Below are 18,067 nucleotides of genomic sequence, written 5' to 3'. Positions count from 1 at the left end.
CTTGCCGGCGTCAGCAATACAAGTCAGGAAGGCAACGCACCACACGACCGCGCACGCTGCCAACGGGCCTTCCGGTCACTTTGCCACGATTGACCGTTCTCCTGCAAGTTACACAACGCCCGAATCTTGCCTGCGGGAAGCTGAAATCTACCGGGCGCCGACCAGGTAAACCTCGAGGCCCTGCTCCGGCCAACTCAGAATCTCTTCATAGTGGCGGCCTTCGAGGTACTCCTGCAGAGCTGCCGCTGTATGCAGATCCACGCCGCGCCGCCCCGTCATGCGCGCAACCAGCAGATGCTCTTCCTCGGGCACGCCAGTGTCTTCATAATTCACCACTTCGCGATTACGATAGAACGCTAGTCCGTACTCCACATCGCGGCGCACGCGGAAAACGGCAACCGTCTCATCCGAAGGCGCCAGGAGTGCAAGATGATCGGCCAGGGGTCGCGCCGAGTACGACTTGTCGAACAGGTGAATCGCACGTTTGGATGACGCAATCGCCGGAATGCCAAAAAACGGCCCCACCCCGTACAGAAAAAACATGAGAACCACCAGCACACCTGTGGTTGCCAGGCGCAGACGGGCCACCCCGTAACCCTGCACCACCACCACAATCAGGAGCGCTGCTCCGCCCGAGGCCAGCAGCGCCACTGTCAGCGCGCGCCCCGGCGGCATCACCGGCCCGTGTCCTACAAACCAGGGCAGCAGGAATGCGAACGTCGTCATCAATCCGCACACCGCGGCGTGCCCCATCAACTCCCATCGATTCAAACCTGCTTGCCGGCGTCGGAAAAGATAATCTCCCGTAAGAATCGTAATCGGCGGAATCGAAGGCAGAATGTAGCCCGGCAGCTTCGACTGCGAAAACGAAAAGAAGACGACAGGGATGATCGCCCACAGCACAAGAAACTCAGGAAATGCGTCCCCGGGGCGATTCGGTGCGCGCCTCTTCGGATTCAGGCGCCGCAGCCGCCACTCCGCCACCGAGGTTTGTACACCGTCGATGAATGCTCGCAAGGCAATCACCGTCCATGGCATCACCGCCAGCAACACCACGACGAGGTAGTACCAGAACGGCTGCGCATGTTGGTAGCGATTGGTGGCAAAGCGCTCCAGGTTGTGCTCCAGAAAGAACTCGCGGAAGAACGTCGGATTCTGGTGCTGTACTGCGATAAACCACGGCAAAGTGATGGCGAAGTAGAGCGCAATTCCAGGCCACCAAATCGACCGCTGCACGATGGACCACTCCTTGCGGAGAAACGCAAACGCGAAAACGATGATCATCGCCAGCAAAGGAGCTACCGGCCCCTTGGCCAGCGTGGCTATGGCGGTGAAGAAGTAGATATCAAACAGCCAGAACTTCGAGTTGGTCTCGTACCACGCATACCAACCCAGCAGCCCTATCGAGAGCGGTGCCGCCATCTGCATGTCGGTCGAAGCACCGCGCGAAAACCCGATAATCCCCGCGCAGGCCACCGTGATCAGCGCCGCGTCCAGGTGCCCGCCCGGGCGGAATCGTCGCATGTGCAGATAGATCAGCGCCACCATGATGAAGGCGAAGCTCGCCGAGGGCAGCCGCGCGCTCCAGTCATGCACCCCGAACTCCTGGAACACAAACATCGCCCGCCAGTAGTAAAGCGCCGGCTTTTCCAGCCAGGGATGTCCGTAGAGATACGGCGTGACGCAAGCGCTTAGCCGGTCCTTCAAAGCATGTGAAGCGTCAAAGCGCACCAGCATCTCATGCGCAATCTGTGCATAGCGCGGTTCATCGGCGCCCACCAGGCCCAGGCCATCACCACCCAGCAGAGGCGCCACTCCATAAAGGATGAAGAAGGCGCTGAAGATCACAAAGACCGCGCCCTCGCAGGTTTCCGCCCATGTCGGCAGGCGCAAGCGTCGGCCTTCGGGTGAATCCGGTGCAGCTCGGTCCAGCTGAATCTCCACGTCGAGCGATTCTCCAGGCTGGCGTTCCAGCGGCTCCGCCTCTACTGCATCCCGGAGCGGCTCTGAACCAGCCTCCGGCCTACCCTCGGGGTTTGGGGGACCCCACTGGCCGGGCAATATAGTGCACACCTTGAATCAAGGCAAACCGCAGAAATTAATCCGCGTTCAGACAAAAGCTAGGCTAACAGATTCGCACCGGTTCTCAACCCGGCTCCGCGGCCATCCCCGCAAGCGCACCGCGCAACTCCCCCAAAATCTGTTCTTGGGCTAGTCGTAGGGGACCCGCCAGCACGCACCCCGAGGCATTCTCATGACCTCCGCCGCCCAGCCGTTCCGCAATCGCTGCGACGTTGATCCTGCCCTTGCTGCGAAGGCTCACGTGTACGCGATTCTCCGTCCCTTCCCGCAGAAAGGCCGCCGCCTCCACCTCGGCAATCGAAAGAGCGTAATTCGCGATGCCCTCGCAGTCTTCCTCGGCGGCACAACTCCGCACCATGTCGTTGTGCGTGATCCAAAGCCAGGCCAGCCGGCCCTCGCGGTGCAGATTCTGAAGCGCTGCCCCCAGTAGCAGCAGCTTCGCCATCGGTTTCGAAAAATACACCTGCTGCGCAATGCGAATCGGGTTCGCCCCCGCCAGCGTCAGATCGCGCGCCAATTCGAACGTCGATGCCCCGGTTGCACCGTAGATGAATCCGCCAGTATCGGTCAGCACAGTCGTGTAGATGCAGGTTGCCGCCGCAGGCGTGACCTCGACTCCGGCAGCCAGAAAGAGCCGATGCACCATCTCGCCCACGCAAGTCGCATCGGGTTCGATCCAGTTGACGTGCGCATATTCGATCCCGGTTGCGTGGTGATCGATGTTGACAAGGAAAAGCTCTTCCAGTCCCTGCAGCCCCGTGCGCGCCAGCCCGTCACACTCCAGCAGAATCGCAGCATCGTACGGTCCATGCACGTGCTTCGCTGTGCGAATGCCCTCGGCACCCGGCAGGCCCCTGTAAATCTCCGGAAGGCGATCCGCCGCCACCAGGTCGGCTCGTTTGCCCATCGCCTCAAGCAGCATCCCCATTGCTAGCATGCTGCCCGCGGCGTCCCCGTCTGGCCCCGCATGCGAACAGACCAGGAAGATCTCACCCTCCCGAATCACCTTCAGGATGCTCGCAATCGGATCAACTGCGGTTTTCAGTCTTTCGTGGCCATTCGCGCCGGTTCGGGGCAGATCCATGCGCCTACTTCACCGGAGCTTTCTGCCGCTTGCGCGATCGATCCATCAACTCCTCGATCCGCGCCTGGAAACGCCCCGACCGGTCCGCCAGAAAACTCAGTTCCGGCACATGGCGCACACCCATCCGCTCCTTTAACCCGAACCGAATGTATCCTTTGGCTGCCTCAAGCCCCGCAACCGTCTCTCCTTCGGCCTTGGCAACATCGGGAACGGCATTGTCCACAGCAACGTACACGCGCGCCGACTTGCCCCCCGGGTTCAGCACAACCTCGGTCACATAGCAGAACGCAATGCGCGGATCCGAGAGCTCGCCCTCGATCATCGCGCCAATCTCTTCGCGCAGCGTCTCCGCCACTCGGTCCTGATGGTGCTTTCGTCCCCTGTGCTCCGGCATCGACGGCACCTCCTCAGTGGCTCGAAGTAAACCAATCAGGATAGCAGAGCAGCGCACCGCCACCATTCCTGAAATGGGACAAGTGGTACCGTTGTTCCGCGGAGAAATCATGCCTAAACTCCTCGGCTCCAAACCCGGGTTGATCGTTGGAATACTAGGGAGCCTGGCGCAGGAATACTAGGGTGCCTGGCGCAATTTGCCGTGGCACAAAACCCACCCGGCGTGGCGAAATCTCACCACTGCAAGCGCAGCAGCGAAGTAGCCTGCCGCGGCAGCTCCATCTCGACGATCACCTTTCCCTCGTCGACATCCAGCCACTCTGGAGAGTTCAGCAACTCCAGTTGCCCAGCCCTGCGCAGCCGAGCGTATTGCTCGGCCGTCGGCGACTGAGGTGAACCCATCTGCTTCCACACCGTGTATGAATTGCTGTGCGTGTCATCGATCCGATCGTGCTTCAGCAAGACGCGCTTCACTCCGGCAGGAATTCCCGCAATCGTCAGTTGCACAGTTGCCGTCGACGCAGGCAGATCGTCGTCGTGGTAATTCCACACCATCACGGCCGCCTGTCGCTCTCCCCTGGTTGTGAAAGCATCTATGTCCGGCGCCCCTCTGACTCCGGATTTCAAGATGTCATCGAGCGGAATGCGCCCGGTACTCTCGGTCTCCACGCGATCGCCCGACATCATGCCCGCCATCCTGAAGACATTCAAAATCGGCTTGTCGATCCCATTGGTCGCGAGTGTGCGAAATCCCTCGAAATAATCCTTGCCTTCGAATTCAAACGACCACGACAGCATCGCCGCGAGGTTCACTCCCGACTTGTCCTGCAATCCGAATAGCTCTTTCATTGCAACCGCCGTATAGGTGGCATAGAGCGGGCCATTGCGGTAGGCATTTGCCGGGTTCGTCTTCATGGAGCAGGCGGCGCAGCCTTCAGGATCGGCCTCGCTCAGAATGATGGGGAGGCGCTTGAATCGCGGGTATTTCGCAACGATATCGAATCCGGTTCGGGCCGCCCTCAGTTCATCGCCAAGGCCCATGCGCACGTGTCCGTCCACCGTTTCCGGGTGTCCCTTGGGATGGAACGAGATGAAATCCAATGGCACCGCCTTGCCGTCAGCCGCGCTGCGGTCGCTGAGACAATGATTCAGAAATGCTTCGAGGAACGCGACAGATTTTTCCGACCCGGGACCGGTCGTCGCCGGACCACCCACCTTCGCACCGGGCAACGCCGCGCGAACCCCCGCCGTTGCGTAGTCATAGAGCTTGAAATACTCTTCCTGCGTCCCGTGCCAATACACAATGTCGGGCTCATTCCACACTTCGAAGTACCAGTTGCTCACCCTGTCGCGGCCGTACCGCTCCACAAGGTGCTCGGTGAACTTCCGCACCAGTTCGCCCCACATCGCGTAGTCCTTCGGAGGATTGTTGGATGAGCCCGCCATCGTCGGCTGCGGGTAATGCAACTGGTACTCAGTCACCCCGGCCACATTTGCGGCCAGATCCTTCGGCATGAATCCCAGCTCGACAAATGGACGCACTCCGGCCCGCTGATACTCATCAAACGTCTGGTCGGTGATGGTGAAGTCGTAGACGGGCTTTCCGTTGGCGTCGAGCGAGAAGACATTCGAAGAAGACCACTTCAGTTCCGCAACCCCATTCCCTGTGGTCAGCAGGTGATGCGCGCGAATGTAGACAGGTTCCGAGCTCACATCATGCAGCTCGCGCAACAGCTGCTTGCCGTATTTCATGGTCGTGTAGTTCGATTCGTCGTACCCGAACCATCTGTAGATTGGGGTATAAGGTCCGAGGGATTTTGCAAGATCGACGCGAATGCTCACCGAAGCCGAAGCGGGGGCAGCAGGCTGTGCGAAGCCCGGCACCGAGCCCGCACAAATGAGAACGACAACTCGAATCGTCCGACCAGTGAGCCATCTCCGCATCAACGATCACCCGGACTTGATAATGCCGAACAGCCGCTTGCCTTGACAAGCTTTGCCGCGTTCGCTTCGTGCGTCCTCCGGTTCGGCTTCTGCCTTAGCTCTCCAAATACTCCCAGAAGCTGTCCGTGAGTTCGGCGCCCAGTTCGTTCGACATTCGCCGTGCCGCGCGCTCCACTTCTTCGATCAGCTGGTGCAGGTAGCTGCGCGAACCGGAAATCGCCACCACCCCCAGCGTCGCCGACTGCCACGTGACCGCTTCATCCATCTCGGCTACCGAGATGTTGAACCCCTGACGCAACTGGTCCTTCATCGACCGCACTACCTGTCGCCGATCCTTCAGCGACTGTGCGTGTTCAATCCGCAACTCGAGAGTTAGCTGGGCGACGGGCATGGCGTCACAGGGCCTCTGGGGTTTCGCTCTCCGGGGTGCTTCATTTTAACCCCGTCGTGCATTGCAACAAACAGAAGTTCTCGCGGACTGTGGGTTCGTTTTTGTCAACTGCCCTGGCCAGCCTTTTCCTTCCAAGCCGTTGATCTATAAGCGAAAAATCCTTTCCGCGAAATTGCAGGTAATTTCCTGCTCCCGGCGCACAATAGAAACAGCAATAAAAATTTAGTGCCGGAAACCAGCAGTCTCTCCGTTTCTCAGTCTTTGTCGCGCGCTTGTTGCTCCGGTGCTAAGCCATTTGTTAAGAAATATTTGGAACGCAAGCCGAATAGGCGCAAATATTTACGAGAGAGAGGGCGCCGTAAAGAGCGGGTTCCAGTGCACTTCCTCCCAGAAACCGGGAGGGGGGGGGTATAACGCAACCAAATGGTTGCATAACAGGTTCATGCATGGGAGAAGCTCAGTCATCGGAGATGTGGTTGGCCCATGCAGTGCGTCGAGCCGAGTAGGTTGTGGCGTCGACTCCAGAGAAGGCACGGAATTCATTGGCGAAGTGCGATTGGTCGTAGTATCCGCAGTCGAGGGCAAGTTCGGCCCAGCGTATGTCGGCGCCGGAGTGCAACTGGCGAACCGCGTGCTGGAAGCGCTGGATGCGGCACCAGACCTTCGGTGTGAGTCCCACCTCCTCGCGGAAGACCTGGGAGAAGCGGCGCTCGCTCCACCCGATCTGGCGCGCGGTTTCGCTAACGCTTGCGATGCTGGGATTGTGCGCGAAGTAGCGCAGAGCAAACTGAATTTGCGCAGGACGCTGGCGACCCTCGAGCCGCGAAATGAAGCGCGCGACGAGGAATTGTTCGAGGCATTGCAGCCGTGCCTGCGGAGAATCGATTTCGCGCAGGCGGTCGCGCAACGGTTGCGTGTCGTCTGCCCAGATCGAATCAAGCGCAACCGTCTGATTGCTGAAATAGTGAGCCGCGTCGGATGCGAAGGGCGTGAATCCGCCGGGAGAGAAGACGATGCCAATGAGGTCGGCCATATCGCTGGTGTCGACGATTTCGTAAACAGACCGGGCACCCACGACGAGAGCCGGTGGCCTGCGTACCTCTGGGCGGCCTTCAGGGCAATCGAGCACGTAGTCGCGCGCCAGGTTGAGGATTACCTGGACGCACCCAGTGGGGAGGATCCGTTCGCGCTCGTGCGCGGCATGATCCACGCGGGCATACCACAGCATTCGGATGAACGGCGCAAGAGGGGCAGCGGGGGTGCGCTGGAGGAAAAGCAAGGCAACCTCGACGAGGTCCCAGCGAAGGAGGGAACCCTCCTGTGCGTCACTGGGACGTCTCGAGGCCGTTATAGCACGTTGGCCGGAGAGAACGGAATCCAGCGGCGCCAGTCTTCGCTATCCTGTGAACATGGGATTGCCGGCCGGCGATACGCAACTCGTGCAGCTTATGGACGAGGCCCTTGCCGATGCGGCGCGTCGGGCGGGGCCCTGGCTGGTTTGCCGCCCGGGATGTACGCAATGCTGTCATGGCGCGTTTGCCATCAATGCGCTCGACGCAGAGCGGTTGAAAGCCGGGATGCGGGAATTGCATGCAGCAGACCCCCAGAAAGCCGAGGCCATCGAACAACGCGCGCAGGCTTGGATTGCGGAGTTCGGGCAGGAGTTTCCGGGCGATGCGGCTACGGGGACGCTGGGGACAACGGAAGAGGAGCAGGAACGGTTTGAGGAGTTCGCGAACGATGCGCCTTGCCCGGCACTGGATCCTGTGAGCGGGCTTTGCGATGTGTATGCGTGGCGGCCGATGACGTGCCGTGTTTTCGGGCCGCCGGTGCGGATGGGGACCGGAGAGGCACTGGGCTGTTGCGAGCTTTGCTTTGTGGGAGCGAGCGAGGAAGAAATCGCCGCATGTGAAATGCAGGTTCCACACGAGTTGGAAGAAAAGCTGGTGGAAGACGCCGGCCAGCCGGGCGAGACGGTGGTGGCGTATGCGGTGAGGAAACAGGCAAATCGATAAGCATTTCCGATTCTTCCAAGATGAGAGTGGACCTCAAGTGCCACTCTGTCGACGTACTCTGACTTTCCACGGAGGTTCCTCATGTCCACCACCACGCCCGCTTCACCATCCACCATCACGCCCACCATGCGTTACCGCGACGCCAACGCCGCCATCGACTGGCTCTGCAATGTCTTCGGCTTCGAGCGCCACGCCGTCTACCCCGGCCCCAACAACACCGTCGGCCATGCCGAACTCACCATCGGCGGCGGCATGATCATGCTCGGCTCAGAAAAGGACGACGAGTACGGCCGCGGCTTCAAATCGCCCTTGGAACTCGACAACAAGGAGACCCGCAGCGCCTACATCATCGTCCCCGATGCCGATGCGGTCTATGCACGCGCCAAGGCGGCCGGCGGCAAAATCGTCCGCGAGCTCCAGAACACCGACTACGGCAGCCGCGAATTCTCAGTCAAGGATCCCGAAGGCCACAGCTGGAGCGTAGGCACCTACAATCCCTGGGCCTCGCACTGATTTCTCGCTTGTCATTAGTAGGAGAGCGTGTGTCATTCCAAAGTAGGAGAGCGTGTCATTCCGAGCGAAGCCGAGGAACCTGCAGTTGCTCTGGGGCGCTCGGCCAGTGAACGGAACCGCAGGTCCCCAGTAGAACGCGCGGCCTCCCATGTCTCGATTTTGAGACATGAGAAAACTGAATTCCAACCCGGCCTCCGCACTCGCGTAAGATTCAATGCGTAGTGCAGGAGGTCGTCTTGCATTTCTTTCTTCGTGCCGCATGTCCGGCACTGGTCTGCCTTACCATCCCCGCGTGCGTCGCTCAGCAACCGCGTCTCCTCGTCGCCGAAAAAGGCGCCCAGAGCCTCGCCATCATCGATCCGGCCAGCGGCACCGTTCTCGCTTCAGTCCCCGAAGGCGGCATCACCGGCCACGAAGTCATCGCCTCCGCCGATGGCAAGCTCGCTTTCGTGCCCATCTACGGCAATTCCGGCGTAGGCAAGCCCGGCACCGATGGCACCAACATCGCCGTCATCGACATTGCGGCGCAAAAGGTTGTTGGCAACATCGCATTCGATCACGGAATCCGCCCGCATTGCCCCATGATCGGCCCGAAAGACGGCCTGCTCTACGTGACCACCGAGATCGACAAGACCATCACCATCATCGATCCCAAAACGCTGAAGATCCTTAGCGCAATCCCAACTGGCCAGCCCGAGAGCCACATGCTCGTCCTCTCCCACGACGGCCGCCGCGCCTACACGGCCAACGTCGGCCCGGGCACCGTCTCCGTTATCGACATTGCCGCTCGCAAAGTGCTCAAGGTGATTCCGATCTCGGGAAACACGCAGCGCATCGCGATTTCGCCCGATGACAAATGGGTCTTCACCGCCGACCAGACCAAGCCGCAGATGGCCGTCATCGACACCGCCACCAGCACCGTCGCCAACTGGATTTCCATGGAAGGCATCGGATACGGCTCCGCACCAACGCCAGATGGCCGCTGGCTGCTCGTAGCCCTTCCCGATCAGAACAAGGTAGCCGTCATCGACCTGAGGACCATGCAAGTCGCGCACACCGTTCCCGTCGGCAACTATCCGCAGGAACTCCTCGCCCGACCCGACGGCAAGTCCGCCTACGTCTCCTGCGAACACGGCAACCAGGTCGCCGAAATCGACACCACAACATGGAAAGTCACGCGCACCATCTCAACCAGGAAAGACGCCGACGGCCTCGCCTGGGCTGGGAAGCAATAAGTTAGCAAAGGCGACTATTGCGGTCCGCAGGTTTTACGGCTGGTTCTCGAACTGGCCAGCTCACTGTCCCGGAGGGACAGAAGGAAAATAGCCCAGGGCAAACCTGAGCAAACGCGAAGGTGCAGCCTTGGGAAAGCGCAGTAATAAGAATCCAGCCCCGTAGGGGCGTTGGAACCTCAAGCGCAAAGGCCTCGCTTACCCGATCGCCCGATCCCAGCTCTCCAGCGTCCGCTTGAACTCACTCATAAATTTCCCCGCGTCCGCGCCGTCGATGATGCGGTGATCGAAACCAAGGCAGTAGTACTGCATCGAGCGAATCGCAATCGTATCGTTCCCCTCGGCATCGCTCAGCACCACCGGCTCTTTCTTTAGCGCGCCGATCGCCAGAATCGCCGCCTCCGGCTGGTTGATAATCGGCATGCCAAACTCATCGCCGAAGATGCCGGGATTGGTTAGCGTAAACGTCGAGCCGCCCACCTCATCCGGCAGCAGCTTCTTCGTTCGCGCCCGTCCGGCAAGGTCGGCGATCGCGCGCGCAATGCTCGCAAAATCGCGCTTCTCCGCCTCGCGCACCGTGGGCACAATCAATCCCCACTCCAGCGCCACCGCGATGCCGAGATTGATATTTGCGTGGTAATGAATCGCGTTGTCGATCAGCGACGCATTCACAATCGGAAACCGCCGCAGCGCCTCAACCGCGGCTACCGCGATAAACGGCATGTACGTCAGCTTCGCTCCGTGGCGCTGTTCGAAGCCAGCCTTTTCCCGCTCGCGGATCCGTACAATGCGCGTCATGTCCACCTTGTAGACCGAGTGCACATGCGGACTGGTCCGTACGCTCTCCACCATCCGCTGCGCAATAATCGACCGCATCTTCGTCAGCGGCACAACTTCCGCCGTCAACGCTTTCGGCTGCGGAATCTGCGGTGCGGCTGTCTGTGCCTTCACCGCACCTGCAGCCCTCGTGCCGCCCTCACTTACATGGCGCAGAATATCGTCCTTGTTGATCCGCCCATTCGAACCCGTCCCCTGCACCTGCCGCAGATCGACGTTGTGCTCCTTCGCAATCTTCCGCACCAGCGGCGACGACTTGATCTTCCCGCCGGCATCCACCGAAACGACCGGCCCTGTCTGCTGTCCCACGGCTTTCGAGACAGGCACCGACGAGGGCAACGCCTCCGCTGCGCCGAAGGCGCGATCAATCGCACGGGAAGTGCCACCGGAGGTGCTGCTGCTGCCGCCAATCACCGCGACAACCACGTTGATCTGAACCGTCTCGCCCTCGGCCGCCCTGATCTCTGTCAGTACTCCGTCTACGGACGAAGGAATCTCCGCATCCACCTTGTCCGTAGAAATTTCAAACAGTGGCTCGTCTTTGGCCACTGTGTCGCCAACCTTCTTCAGCCACTTGGTAATGGTCCCCTCGAAAATCGACTCACCCATCTGCGGCATCACGATTTCGATACTGCTGCTTGTCGCTCGAGCCATAGACGGCGGTGCTTTCGTTTCCTGCGCGCCAGCCGCATGGGACTCCGACTGTGGAGCGGGAGCAGCGCCCGGCTCAGGCCTCGGTGCAGTGGGTTTCTCAGCGGATTTTTCGAGAGCCGGAGCGGTCTTCGCCACAGACCCCTTCTCCCCTACGACGGCTACAACCGTATTGATCCCAACCGTCGCCCCCTCGGGAAATTTGATCTCGATGAGCACGCCGGCCGTTTCCGAAGGAATTTCCGCGTCCACCTTGTCAGTCGAGATCTCGAAGAGCGGCTCGTCCTTCTCCACGGGCTCGCCGACCTTCTTGAGCCACTTCGTAATGGTGCCCTCAAAGATCGACTCGCCCATCTGGGGCATGATCACGTCGGTTGGCATCAATCCTTCACTCCGTCATGCGGGATGCACGGTCCCCGCGGGCAGGCCTTCGTCCGTGGGATGGCAATCGGTTCCTGCCGGATTATAAATTGCAGCCCATACCGCTCGCCCCCAACCTACGCAGTCCCACTCAGGCCCGCACCGGCCGCTCCGGATCGCCATGCAGCCGCTCCACCTCGGCCGGAACCTGCCGTGGTGTATCCTCCGCCGGCAACTCCCGCTTCGCCGCCGCCTGCGCGCGCAGCGCATCCAGGCTCTCGACCGCCAGCACCTGCTGCGCGAAAACCTGCCCGAACTGCCGCGCCGCCTTGTGCGCCATCTCTTCAAGTCTCGGCAAACTCACTCCCTCCGGGATCTCCCGCTCCAGGCTCGTCACAGGCTTGTCTGTAATGCCGCACGGATTGATTAGCTGAAAATCCCGCAGGTCCGTCGTCACGTTAAACGCAAACCCATGCGAAGTGATTCCGCGCGAAACGTGAATTCCGATTGCCCCGATCTTTCTCTCTTTGCCTTTGCTCGCGTCCAGGTTCCCGTCGTCCGCAGGACCACCGCACCACACCCCCGTCAGTCCTGCAATCCGCCCGGCGCGTACGCCATACACGCCGCACAGCCTGATCAGCGCTTCTTCCATCATGCGCACAAAGTCCACCGGCCCCAGCCGGCCGCCCTTCGCATTCACCAAACTGCGCAAATCAAAGACGGGATAGCCCACTAGCTGCCCCGGCCCATGATAGGTTACATCGCCGCCACGATTGATCTCGTGCAACGTAACTCCACGTCGCGCCAGCAATTCATCTGATGCAAGCACGTTCTCCCGCCGCGCGTTCCGCCCCAGCGTCAGCACCGGCGGGTGCTCCAGCAGCAGCAGCGTGTTGTCCACGCGCGCCGCGAGCCGCAGAGCCGCAACTTCGGCCTGCAGCCGCAATCCCTCGTCGTACCCCACACGACCCAGATAGAGATACTCGATCATCACTTCCTATTGTAGGTACGCAGGCGAGGAACGTAATCCCGCACATCGTTCCCAAATTCAATGCTGCGGCGTCGGCTCAAATATCCCGGTAAACGCGCCTTTCACCCGCAGAAACACCAGTAGCCACAGGATCGACACCACCAGGGCCATGGGCAACCCGCTCGGTGCCATCGTGATGTGGAAAACTATGATGTTCACAATCTCCGCCGCTAGAACTGTCAGCGCCAGCGGCACATAGCGGTTGATCAGCAACAGAATCGCCGGCGCCGCTTGAAAGAACCCGACCAAGATGGTGTAGTGCGACTCTGCCATCGCAGTGCTGAAATTCGCCATCGGTCCCGGCGGCAGCGGGGGATTGGGCAGAAAGTGGAACAACAGGTTCGAACCGAAGAAGAGAAAGATCACTCCCAGCAGATAGCGGGCAATCGTTGCAACAATCTTCACGGGCAGCTCCTGGCTTTTGAGATCGAGTCTGGCTGAATTTCGCCACAATCAGTATCCAATGGATGTTGGGCAAACGCAGCCCGATTCACAACAACCACAGCCCAGTTCGCAGCAAACTCAATTCGAGGCGTGTGCTAACCTGAGCCTTCTTCGTTCCGCTGGGCTTACGCATGTCTTCACTTGCATCGCCGGATGGCGTCGCGAACCAGGCCACATCTCCGCAGTTCTCTCCTTCCTTGCCCCGGTTTTCCGCTGGTACGCGGCTCTCCAGCGTTGCTCGTTCCCGTCGTGCTCGCGACAGTTGTTCCCACTCTGCTATGGCATCGCAGGCAAATGATCCATTTGGGTTGGGTGTTTCGCTGGCCCTCTCACGCAATAAAGATGGAATTGCATGATCTCGTTCCACGAGTAAGATCGGGTGAATCCGCAGGCTGCGGCACCCTTGCGGATGCCGCAACGTGCGCTGTCCTCTGCCGGCAGGGTGCCGGCTCTGGACATAGACGGGCTGGAACTGCCTTCCCCAAGCGTCCCAACCCCATTGGACTAGTTCCCATTTGGAGGTCTGGCATCTAGTCCATTTGGTTCCCCCAGGCAAGAAGTTGAGGGATCCCAAACTTGTTCTTTCTTCTTCGATTTCTGTGCGTCGCCAGCATCGTCGATGGCAGGGAATTTGATACATCCCTGGCCCATCTGGCCAACACATACGGATTGCTTGAACCAATCTGGAGACTGAGGACCGATACACCACGGCTGCCGGTGTCGTACTCAAAGGGTCAAGGTCGGGCTTAGAGGGAGAACTGCGAGGGGGGGCCGCGGGACGGGTTGGGGCCGTCCATAATTTGCAGTCCGGACGATACATCCGGGACGAGATAGCGTGTCGGCGCAAAGCATTGGAGCATTAGAATCGTGCTCCCCTGGACGCTGATCTTCTTCCCGCGAATCCGGTGCAGCCGGGGCGCCGGGGTGTGATGTCCCGGTGCGAAAGCCACTAACTGGACCAAACTCCCGCCCGCCCGTTTGCCGGCGCGATTGGAGGAGTGGAGTTGCGCCTTCGACACATGGCATGAAGATGCTCCCATCGGTCTCGCCGACGCCCGCAGCGCAGACGGCGCCAACACTAGGGCGAAAAGTAGAGCTCCGGCGATCGACCAGCGGGTCTTCATGGTAGGGAGCCTTGAGTATACGCAGCAACAAATCGAATCTGCAATCAAATCGTGCGGGCTCGGTTACGTCAGGGAATCTCGATTGCCTGTTGCGGGAAGAGATTTCAGTTGTTGGCGGCGTCACGGCGCGGATCACGCACCGTGACACCATGACAATTCGGCAGAGGGACCTGTAAGCCGAATTCTGTCGTGTGCGGTCATTCCTCTAGGCGCAGCGTTACCGCTACGCTCATCAGCGACCTACCCGGAGGTTTCGGCAATAGCTCGAGCCGCCTGAACGCATCGGGCCGATGCGCAGCGCCGCGTGGCTCTTCGCGGCTGCTTCCCTCCCTATTTGGTCTTGCTCCATGTGGGGTTTACCCTGCCCCCGGCCTTACGGTCGGAGCGGTGCGCTCTTACCGCACCTTTTCACCCTTACCTCGAGAACGTAAATTCCCGGGGCGGTATGTTTTCTGTGGCACTGGCCGTCTATGCGCCTTGAAGCGCACATCCCGGACGTTATCCGGCACACTGCCCTGCGGAGTTCGGACTTTCCTCCCCCGGAACTCGCTTGCGCCAATCCCGGCAGCGACCGCCCGGTCCTCCTGCCAGCCCTAGTGTACCCCGAATCCACAACCCCATCTTCTCTGGCCCGTTACCATGAGCACATGTTGCGCGTGAAACTGCTTGAACCGGGCGCCCGCCTGCCCGTCGTGGCTCACCCCGGCGAAGACCTTGGCTACGATGTGTTTTCCATCGAGACTGTCCTGCTGGAACCCCGTAAGACGATCCGCGTCCGCACCGGCATTTCCGTCGAAGCGCGTCACCCCGAAAGCGGCACTGCACTCGGCCTCCTGGTGCGCGACCGCTCGTCGATGGCCTCGAAAGGCATCGCCACCACCGCGGGCGTGATCGATGCGGGTTACCGAGGGGAAGTGCAGATCGTGATGACCAACCTGGGCATGGCCGCAATTGAAATCAAGGCTGGCGAGAAGATTGCCCAAATGATTCCAGTCCCGATCCTCACCGGTCCTGTCCAGGAAGTCGAAACCCTGGAAGAGTCGGCACGCCTCGGCAAAGGATTCGGCAGTTCTGGACGCTGATTCCGATACCACGTTGGTCGGTCGGCAAGGTCAGGCCGTGACGGTTCTGGTTCAGGGAGTGTCTTCGCAACCAATGTCTACTTAGAATAGTAAGCACGCAATGAAAAGGGGCACCGACAAGACCGATGTGTTTCCAGGCACTCTTCGGGGAGCCGGAGATGCAGTCCAATACAAGTGCACGGTGTCGCTGGTGACAAGGCTGACCCCTGGGACGTCCGCAAATGCTGTCTCGACCAGCCTTAGGATCGATTGCGCCGACCAATCGCCGCCAGATGGGATCTATCGTCTCGACGTACGCGGCCGAATCTTCAAGGTCCGACGCGATAGCGGCAAATGGCCGATTCTGCGGATCTAAGATTCCGCTGAACAACTAAAGTGCTTCTGGCCCCTTGGCATTTCGAAGCCGCTTCTTGGCCTCCCCGCACCAACCAGGAAAGCCCATAGATACAACCACCTGGATAAAGAGCTAGTCCGTCGCAGACCGTCGTCATCCTGGACCAAGTCGATCTTCTGTAATAGCCACCAATACGTATTGTGTACGCTGCCGTACATATTGCATCGTGGTAACCCCGATAACGCTACGTTAGCCGTACGATTTTTCTTGCACTCAACGAGTTCCCATGATTATGTTGATTCCATACGAGGTACGCATCCCTTTGTTGCCGAGGTCTAATCACATGGGATCCCAAAACAATCCTCAGGAATCCTCTTCCGTCCTGTGCGAACTCCTCCACCGCACATTAGCGCTCGTTGAGTATTACGGCCGTCTCGAAACCAACGAGGCCTCCCTGTTCGAACTCAGGCTCGCGCTCATCCGCACCATCGAACGCCTTGAATCCGAGCAAGCTGGCAGAGTTGCTGCAGCCAGAGGTCTCGAGCCCGAACACGTCCTTTTGCCGCGCAAGGGCCCCCGCGTAGAAGCCCTGGATACAACCCGTCCAGATCAAGAGCTTGATAAGGAGCCATCAATCCGGCGCTTGGAAACGCGAGCGCAATGATCACAAAACACAAGGACCTTCTCGCTGCGGTTTGCGAGAGCCTCAAAGGCTTGGAGGAGGCCATTGGTCCCCGCGATCCGGCGGTGATTGAGGCCAAACGAGTCATTCTCGTTCGCCTAGCCGAACTGCACATGATCGACTCCCTCGACGATGCATCTCTGCTGGCCAGCCTTCCCAATCTGCCCCGGCAATAGCTCGCGCCAAACACCGGGCTGCCAGGATGTGTCCTGAAAAGGTGATCGATACGAACCACTAAGTTGCGTATAGAGAGCTAGATAGCAACGCTGCTACTTGTTATGTCTTGTATCTAACATTAATATTCTTTCTGCTCGTCACTCGTGCGACAATAAGTTGTCATTCCTCTGCGCATTAGGCTTTTGATCTACTCACACTCCTGTGAGCTGTCAATGCACGCGCTGGTGCGCCCTACCCACGAATTGCGGGTGAACTAGGGCCATGCCAGACAGCAAGAAGAATGCAAACTGCTTTCCACTACGACTGCCGTTAACAATGCGTGCAGAATTACGGATCCTGGCCAGGGATGAAGGCATCTCCGTCAATCAATTCATCGTTATGGCGGTCGCCGAAAAAATCATCCGGTTCGACATGCAACAGCCTGTGGATTGCGATACCTCCGAGTGTCAACGCGAATGAAATGTGCAGTCGCCAGCGACACACCCCACCCGGACCGCCGAAACTCGTCCGCCTGAAGGGACCTCAAAACAACCCCCTGGAATGCCCTCGTGCGGACCTGATTCGCGGGGAAGTCTGCGTGCGGTCGAGGTTGCCAAACTGGTCATGCCGAATTTCCCAGGAACTTCTGCATACAATCTGAAAGTCGGGAGGCGGTATGGGGATCTGGGCTACAGGGCTGTACGCGGGAGACTTTGCACTCGATCTGCGAAGCACGATTGGCGCCGTCGCGAAACTGCCGTTTGACAGCGACAGGTTGCTGGAGATTCTGTGCGAGAGCGAACGCTGCGCCGCGGACCGTGCAGATGACGTGGACCACACAACGTTCTGGCTGGTGGTCGCGGACCAGTTTGCGAAGCGGGGTATCGAGAACAAACGGGCGAGAGAGATTGCGCTGGAGATCATGGACAACAACCGCGACCTTGCGATGCTGGAGAAAATGGGAATGCAGCCCGGGGACCTGCGCAAGCGGAAGAAGGTGCTCGACGAAGTGCGCGAGCGCGTCCTGGCCCCGATAGCCCGAGCGAAGCCACGCGAGACGATGAAGAAGCCGCAGGAGCTGCTCATGCAGGCGGGCGACGTGCTGGTGTATCCGACGTTTGGCGGCAGGTGCAGGAACCCCTATTTCGTCGATCAAAACAAAGACCGGATGGGTACGGCAACGCCGCCGTGGCGCGTCGACAGCTGGGCCGCGATGGTGATTGTCGACTGCGGGCGCGCATTTGATTTTCTGGCGTGGTATCGACCGCTGACGGTGGCGGTGGCGATTGCGGAGAAGCCGGAAATCGCGATGCTGAAGAGAGACCTGATCTGGAAGCTGTGCAGCCCCGGTACCTGCACGGCACCGCACTTCAAGCGGATGGGATTGGAAAAGATTGGTGCAGTTTTCGTCGACGCGGAGAAGCTTGAGGCTTGCTTCGGTGAACTTCGTCCGGGAAAGTCTGCCGCCGTGAGCGATATCTCCATTGCCAACCAGATCAGCGTCGGTCCGCATGTCAAAGCAGAACGAATCGCCGAGCCAGGGAACCCAGCCAGCGTGAAGCCGGGCAGGCCTTATGCGGCAATCGCCGGCTTAATCCAGATCGCTCAATAGATATCAGCAACTAGAGGGTTGCATATCGTAATTCACATGGGCCGGCCGGATTTGCGCAGGCAAAGCCCAGATCTTGTCCGCGGAAAAGACCCGGGCCTTGC

The 18,067-nt window shown here is 59.7% G+C and carries 17 protein-coding genes and 1 other RNA gene; 8 read left to right on the top strand and 10 right to left on the bottom strand.

Annotated elements, in window-relative coordinates:
• Window positions 1-147 precede the first annotated feature (147 nt).
• From VK574_RS18945 to VK574_RS18920, 6 genes are all read right to left on the bottom strand, one after another.
• Window positions 148-1,944, bottom strand: a complete 1,797-nt coding sequence (locus VK574_RS18945; RefSeq protein ID WP_472801438.1) for an ArnT family glycosyltransferase — start codon at window positions 1,942-1,944, stop codon at window positions 148-150.
• Between the two features lie 202 nt (window positions 1,945-2,146).
• Window positions 2,147-3,166: a DHH family phosphoesterase gene (locus VK574_RS18940; RefSeq protein ID WP_472801437.1), complete on the bottom strand. Its 1,020-nt coding sequence runs from the start codon at window positions 3,164-3,166 to the stop codon at window positions 2,147-2,149.
• A 4-nt stretch (window positions 3,167-3,170) separates the two neighbouring features.
• On the bottom strand, window positions 3,171-3,560 hold the full coding sequence (gene rbfA, locus VK574_RS18935; protein ID WP_472801436.1) for a 30S ribosome-binding factor RbfA: 390 nt from the start codon (window positions 3,558-3,560) through the stop codon (window positions 3,171-3,173).
• 233 nt (window positions 3,561-3,793) lie between these two features.
• On the bottom strand, window positions 3,794-5,503 hold the full coding sequence (locus VK574_RS18930; protein WP_472801435.1) for a GH39 family glycosyl hydrolase: 1,710 nt from the start codon (window positions 5,501-5,503) through the stop codon (window positions 3,794-3,796).
• A gap of 94 nt (window positions 5,504-5,597) precedes the next feature.
• Window positions 5,598-5,894, bottom strand: coding sequence for a DUF503 domain-containing protein (locus VK574_RS18925; protein WP_348263521.1), 297 nt, complete (start codon window positions 5,892-5,894; stop codon window positions 5,598-5,600).
• A 457-nt stretch (window positions 5,895-6,351) separates the two neighbouring features.
• Complete coding sequence (locus VK574_RS18920) at window positions 6,352-7,173, bottom strand: DUF6597 domain-containing transcriptional factor (protein WP_472801434.1); 822 nt, start codon at window positions 7,171-7,173, stop codon at window positions 6,352-6,354.
• Window positions 7,174-7,303: 130 nt separating this feature from the next.
• Between VK574_RS18920 and VK574_RS18915 the strand changes: the two genes are divergently transcribed.
• The 3 genes from VK574_RS18915 to VK574_RS18905 all read left to right on the top strand — a co-directional run bounded on the left by VK574_RS18915 (window position 7,304) and on the right by VK574_RS18905 (window position 9,657).
• Complete coding sequence (locus tag VK574_RS18915) at window positions 7,304-7,909, top strand: YkgJ family cysteine cluster protein (RefSeq protein ID WP_472801433.1); 606 nt, start codon at window positions 7,304-7,306, stop codon at window positions 7,907-7,909.
• A gap of 81 nt (window positions 7,910-7,990) precedes the next feature.
• On the top strand, window positions 7,991-8,422 hold the full coding sequence (locus VK574_RS18910) for a VOC family protein (protein ID WP_472801432.1): 432 nt from the start codon (window positions 7,991-7,993) through the stop codon (window positions 8,420-8,422).
• 236 nt (window positions 8,423-8,658) lie between these two features.
• Window positions 8,659-9,657, top strand: a complete 999-nt coding sequence (locus tag VK574_RS18905) for a cytochrome D1 domain-containing protein (RefSeq protein ID WP_472801431.1) — start codon at window positions 8,659-8,661, stop codon at window positions 9,655-9,657.
• A 195-nt stretch (window positions 9,658-9,852) separates the two neighbouring features.
• On the opposite strand, the gene sucB is transcribed toward VK574_RS18905, so the two are convergent.
• From sucB to rnpB, 4 genes are all read right to left on the bottom strand, one after another.
• On the bottom strand, window positions 9,853-11,523 hold the full coding sequence (gene sucB / locus VK574_RS18900) for a 2-oxoglutarate dehydrogenase, E2 component, dihydrolipoamide succinyltransferase (RefSeq protein ID WP_472801430.1): 1,671 nt from the start codon (window positions 11,521-11,523) through the stop codon (window positions 9,853-9,855).
• Window positions 11,524-11,653: 130 nt separating this feature from the next.
• Window positions 11,654-12,493: a lipoyl(octanoyl) transferase LipB gene (gene lipB / locus VK574_RS18895; protein WP_472801429.1), complete on the bottom strand. Its 840-nt coding sequence runs from the start codon at window positions 12,491-12,493 to the stop codon at window positions 11,654-11,656.
• Between the two features lie 57 nt (window positions 12,494-12,550).
• Window positions 12,551-12,937 carry a hypothetical protein gene (locus VK574_RS18890; protein ID WP_472801428.1) on the bottom strand — a complete coding sequence of 129 codons (387 nt, stop codon included), beginning with the start codon at window positions 12,935-12,937 and terminating at the stop codon, window positions 12,551-12,553.
• A gap of 1,320 nt (window positions 12,938-14,257) precedes the next feature.
• An RNA gene (gene rnpB / locus VK574_RS18885) (RNase P RNA component class A) lies at window positions 14,258-14,687 on the bottom strand.
• A gap of 60 nt (window positions 14,688-14,747) precedes the next feature.
• Here rnpB and VK574_RS18880 point away from each other — a divergent pair.
• From VK574_RS18880 to VK574_RS18860, 5 genes are all read left to right on the top strand, one after another.
• The gene (locus tag VK574_RS18880) at window positions 14,748-15,182 is read left to right on the top strand and encodes a dUTP diphosphatase (protein WP_472801427.1); all 435 of its coding nucleotides are present in this window, start codon (window positions 14,748-14,750) and stop codon (window positions 15,180-15,182) included.
• 100 nt (window positions 15,183-15,282) lie between these two features.
• A complete protein-coding gene (locus tag VK574_RS18875) occupies window positions 15,283-15,537 on the top strand; it encodes a hypothetical protein (protein ID WP_472801426.1) in 255 nt (84 codons plus the stop codon).
• A 639-nt stretch (window positions 15,538-16,176) separates the two neighbouring features.
• Window positions 16,177-16,374 carry a hypothetical protein gene (locus tag VK574_RS18870; protein WP_472801425.1) on the top strand — a complete coding sequence of 66 codons (198 nt, stop codon included), beginning with the start codon at window positions 16,177-16,179 and terminating at the stop codon, window positions 16,372-16,374.
• Window positions 16,375-16,636: 262 nt separating this feature from the next.
• A complete protein-coding gene (locus tag VK574_RS18865) occupies window positions 16,637-16,834 on the top strand; it encodes a toxin-antitoxin system HicB family antitoxin (RefSeq protein ID WP_472801424.1) in 198 nt (65 codons plus the stop codon).
• Window positions 16,835-17,030: 196 nt separating this feature from the next.
• Window positions 17,031-17,966, top strand: coding sequence for a hypothetical protein (locus VK574_RS18860; RefSeq protein ID WP_472801423.1), 936 nt, complete (start codon window positions 17,031-17,033; stop codon window positions 17,964-17,966).
• The last annotated feature ends 101 nt before the right edge of the window (window positions 17,967-18,067 follow it).

The organism is Occallatibacter sp. (genome assembly GCF_035317045.1).
Classification (GTDB): Bacteria; Acidobacteriota; Terriglobia; order Terriglobales; family Acidobacteriaceae; genus Telmatobacter.
The sequence above is the reverse complement of the archived record's forward strand: the minus strand, read 5'-3'. Positions and strand labels throughout refer to the sequence as shown.

What these genes read in the sequence shown, in the direction of transcription:
- VK574_RS18940 (WP_472801437.1), bottom strand. Translation starts at nt 3,166, where the DNA reads ATGGATCTGCCCCGAACCGGCGCGAATGGCCACGAAAGACTGAAAACC.
- rbfA (WP_472801436.1), bottom strand. Translation starts at nt 3,560, where the DNA reads ATGCCGGAGCACAGGGGACGAAAGCACCATCAGGACCGAGTGGCGGAG.
- VK574_RS18930 (WP_472801435.1), bottom strand. Translation starts at nt 5,503, where the DNA reads ATGCGGAGATGGCTCACTGGTCGGACGATTCGAGTTGTCGTTCTCATT.
- VK574_RS18925 (WP_348263521.1), bottom strand. Translation starts at nt 5,894, where the DNA reads ATGCCCGTCGCCCAGCTAACTCTCGAGTTGCGGATTGAACACGCACAG.
- VK574_RS18915 (WP_472801433.1), top strand. Translation starts at nt 7,304, where the DNA reads ATGGGATTGCCGGCCGGCGATACGCAACTCGTGCAGCTTATGGACGAG.
- VK574_RS18910 (WP_472801432.1), top strand. Translation starts at nt 7,991, where the DNA reads ATGTCCACCACCACGCCCGCTTCACCATCCACCATCACGCCCACCATG.
- sucB (WP_472801430.1), bottom strand. Translation starts at nt 11,523, where the DNA reads ATGCCAACCGACGTGATCATGCCCCAGATGGGCGAGTCGATCTTTGAG.
- lipB (WP_472801429.1), bottom strand. Translation starts at nt 12,493, where the DNA reads ATGATCGAGTATCTCTATCTGGGTCGTGTGGGGTACGACGAGGGATTG.
- VK574_RS18880 (WP_472801427.1), top strand. Translation starts at nt 14,748, where the DNA reads ATGTTGCGCGTGAAACTGCTTGAACCGGGCGCCCGCCTGCCCGTCGTG.
- VK574_RS18875 (WP_472801426.1), top strand. Translation starts at nt 15,283, where the DNA reads ATGAAAAGGGGCACCGACAAGACCGATGTGTTTCCAGGCACTCTTCGG.
- VK574_RS18870 (WP_472801425.1), top strand. Translation starts at nt 16,177, where the DNA reads ATGATCACAAAACACAAGGACCTTCTCGCTGCGGTTTGCGAGAGCCTC.
- VK574_RS18865 (WP_472801424.1), top strand. Translation starts at nt 16,637, where the DNA reads ATGCCAGACAGCAAGAAGAATGCAAACTGCTTTCCACTACGACTGCCG.
- VK574_RS18860 (WP_472801423.1), top strand. Translation starts at nt 17,031, where the DNA reads ATGGGGATCTGGGCTACAGGGCTGTACGCGGGAGACTTTGCACTCGAT.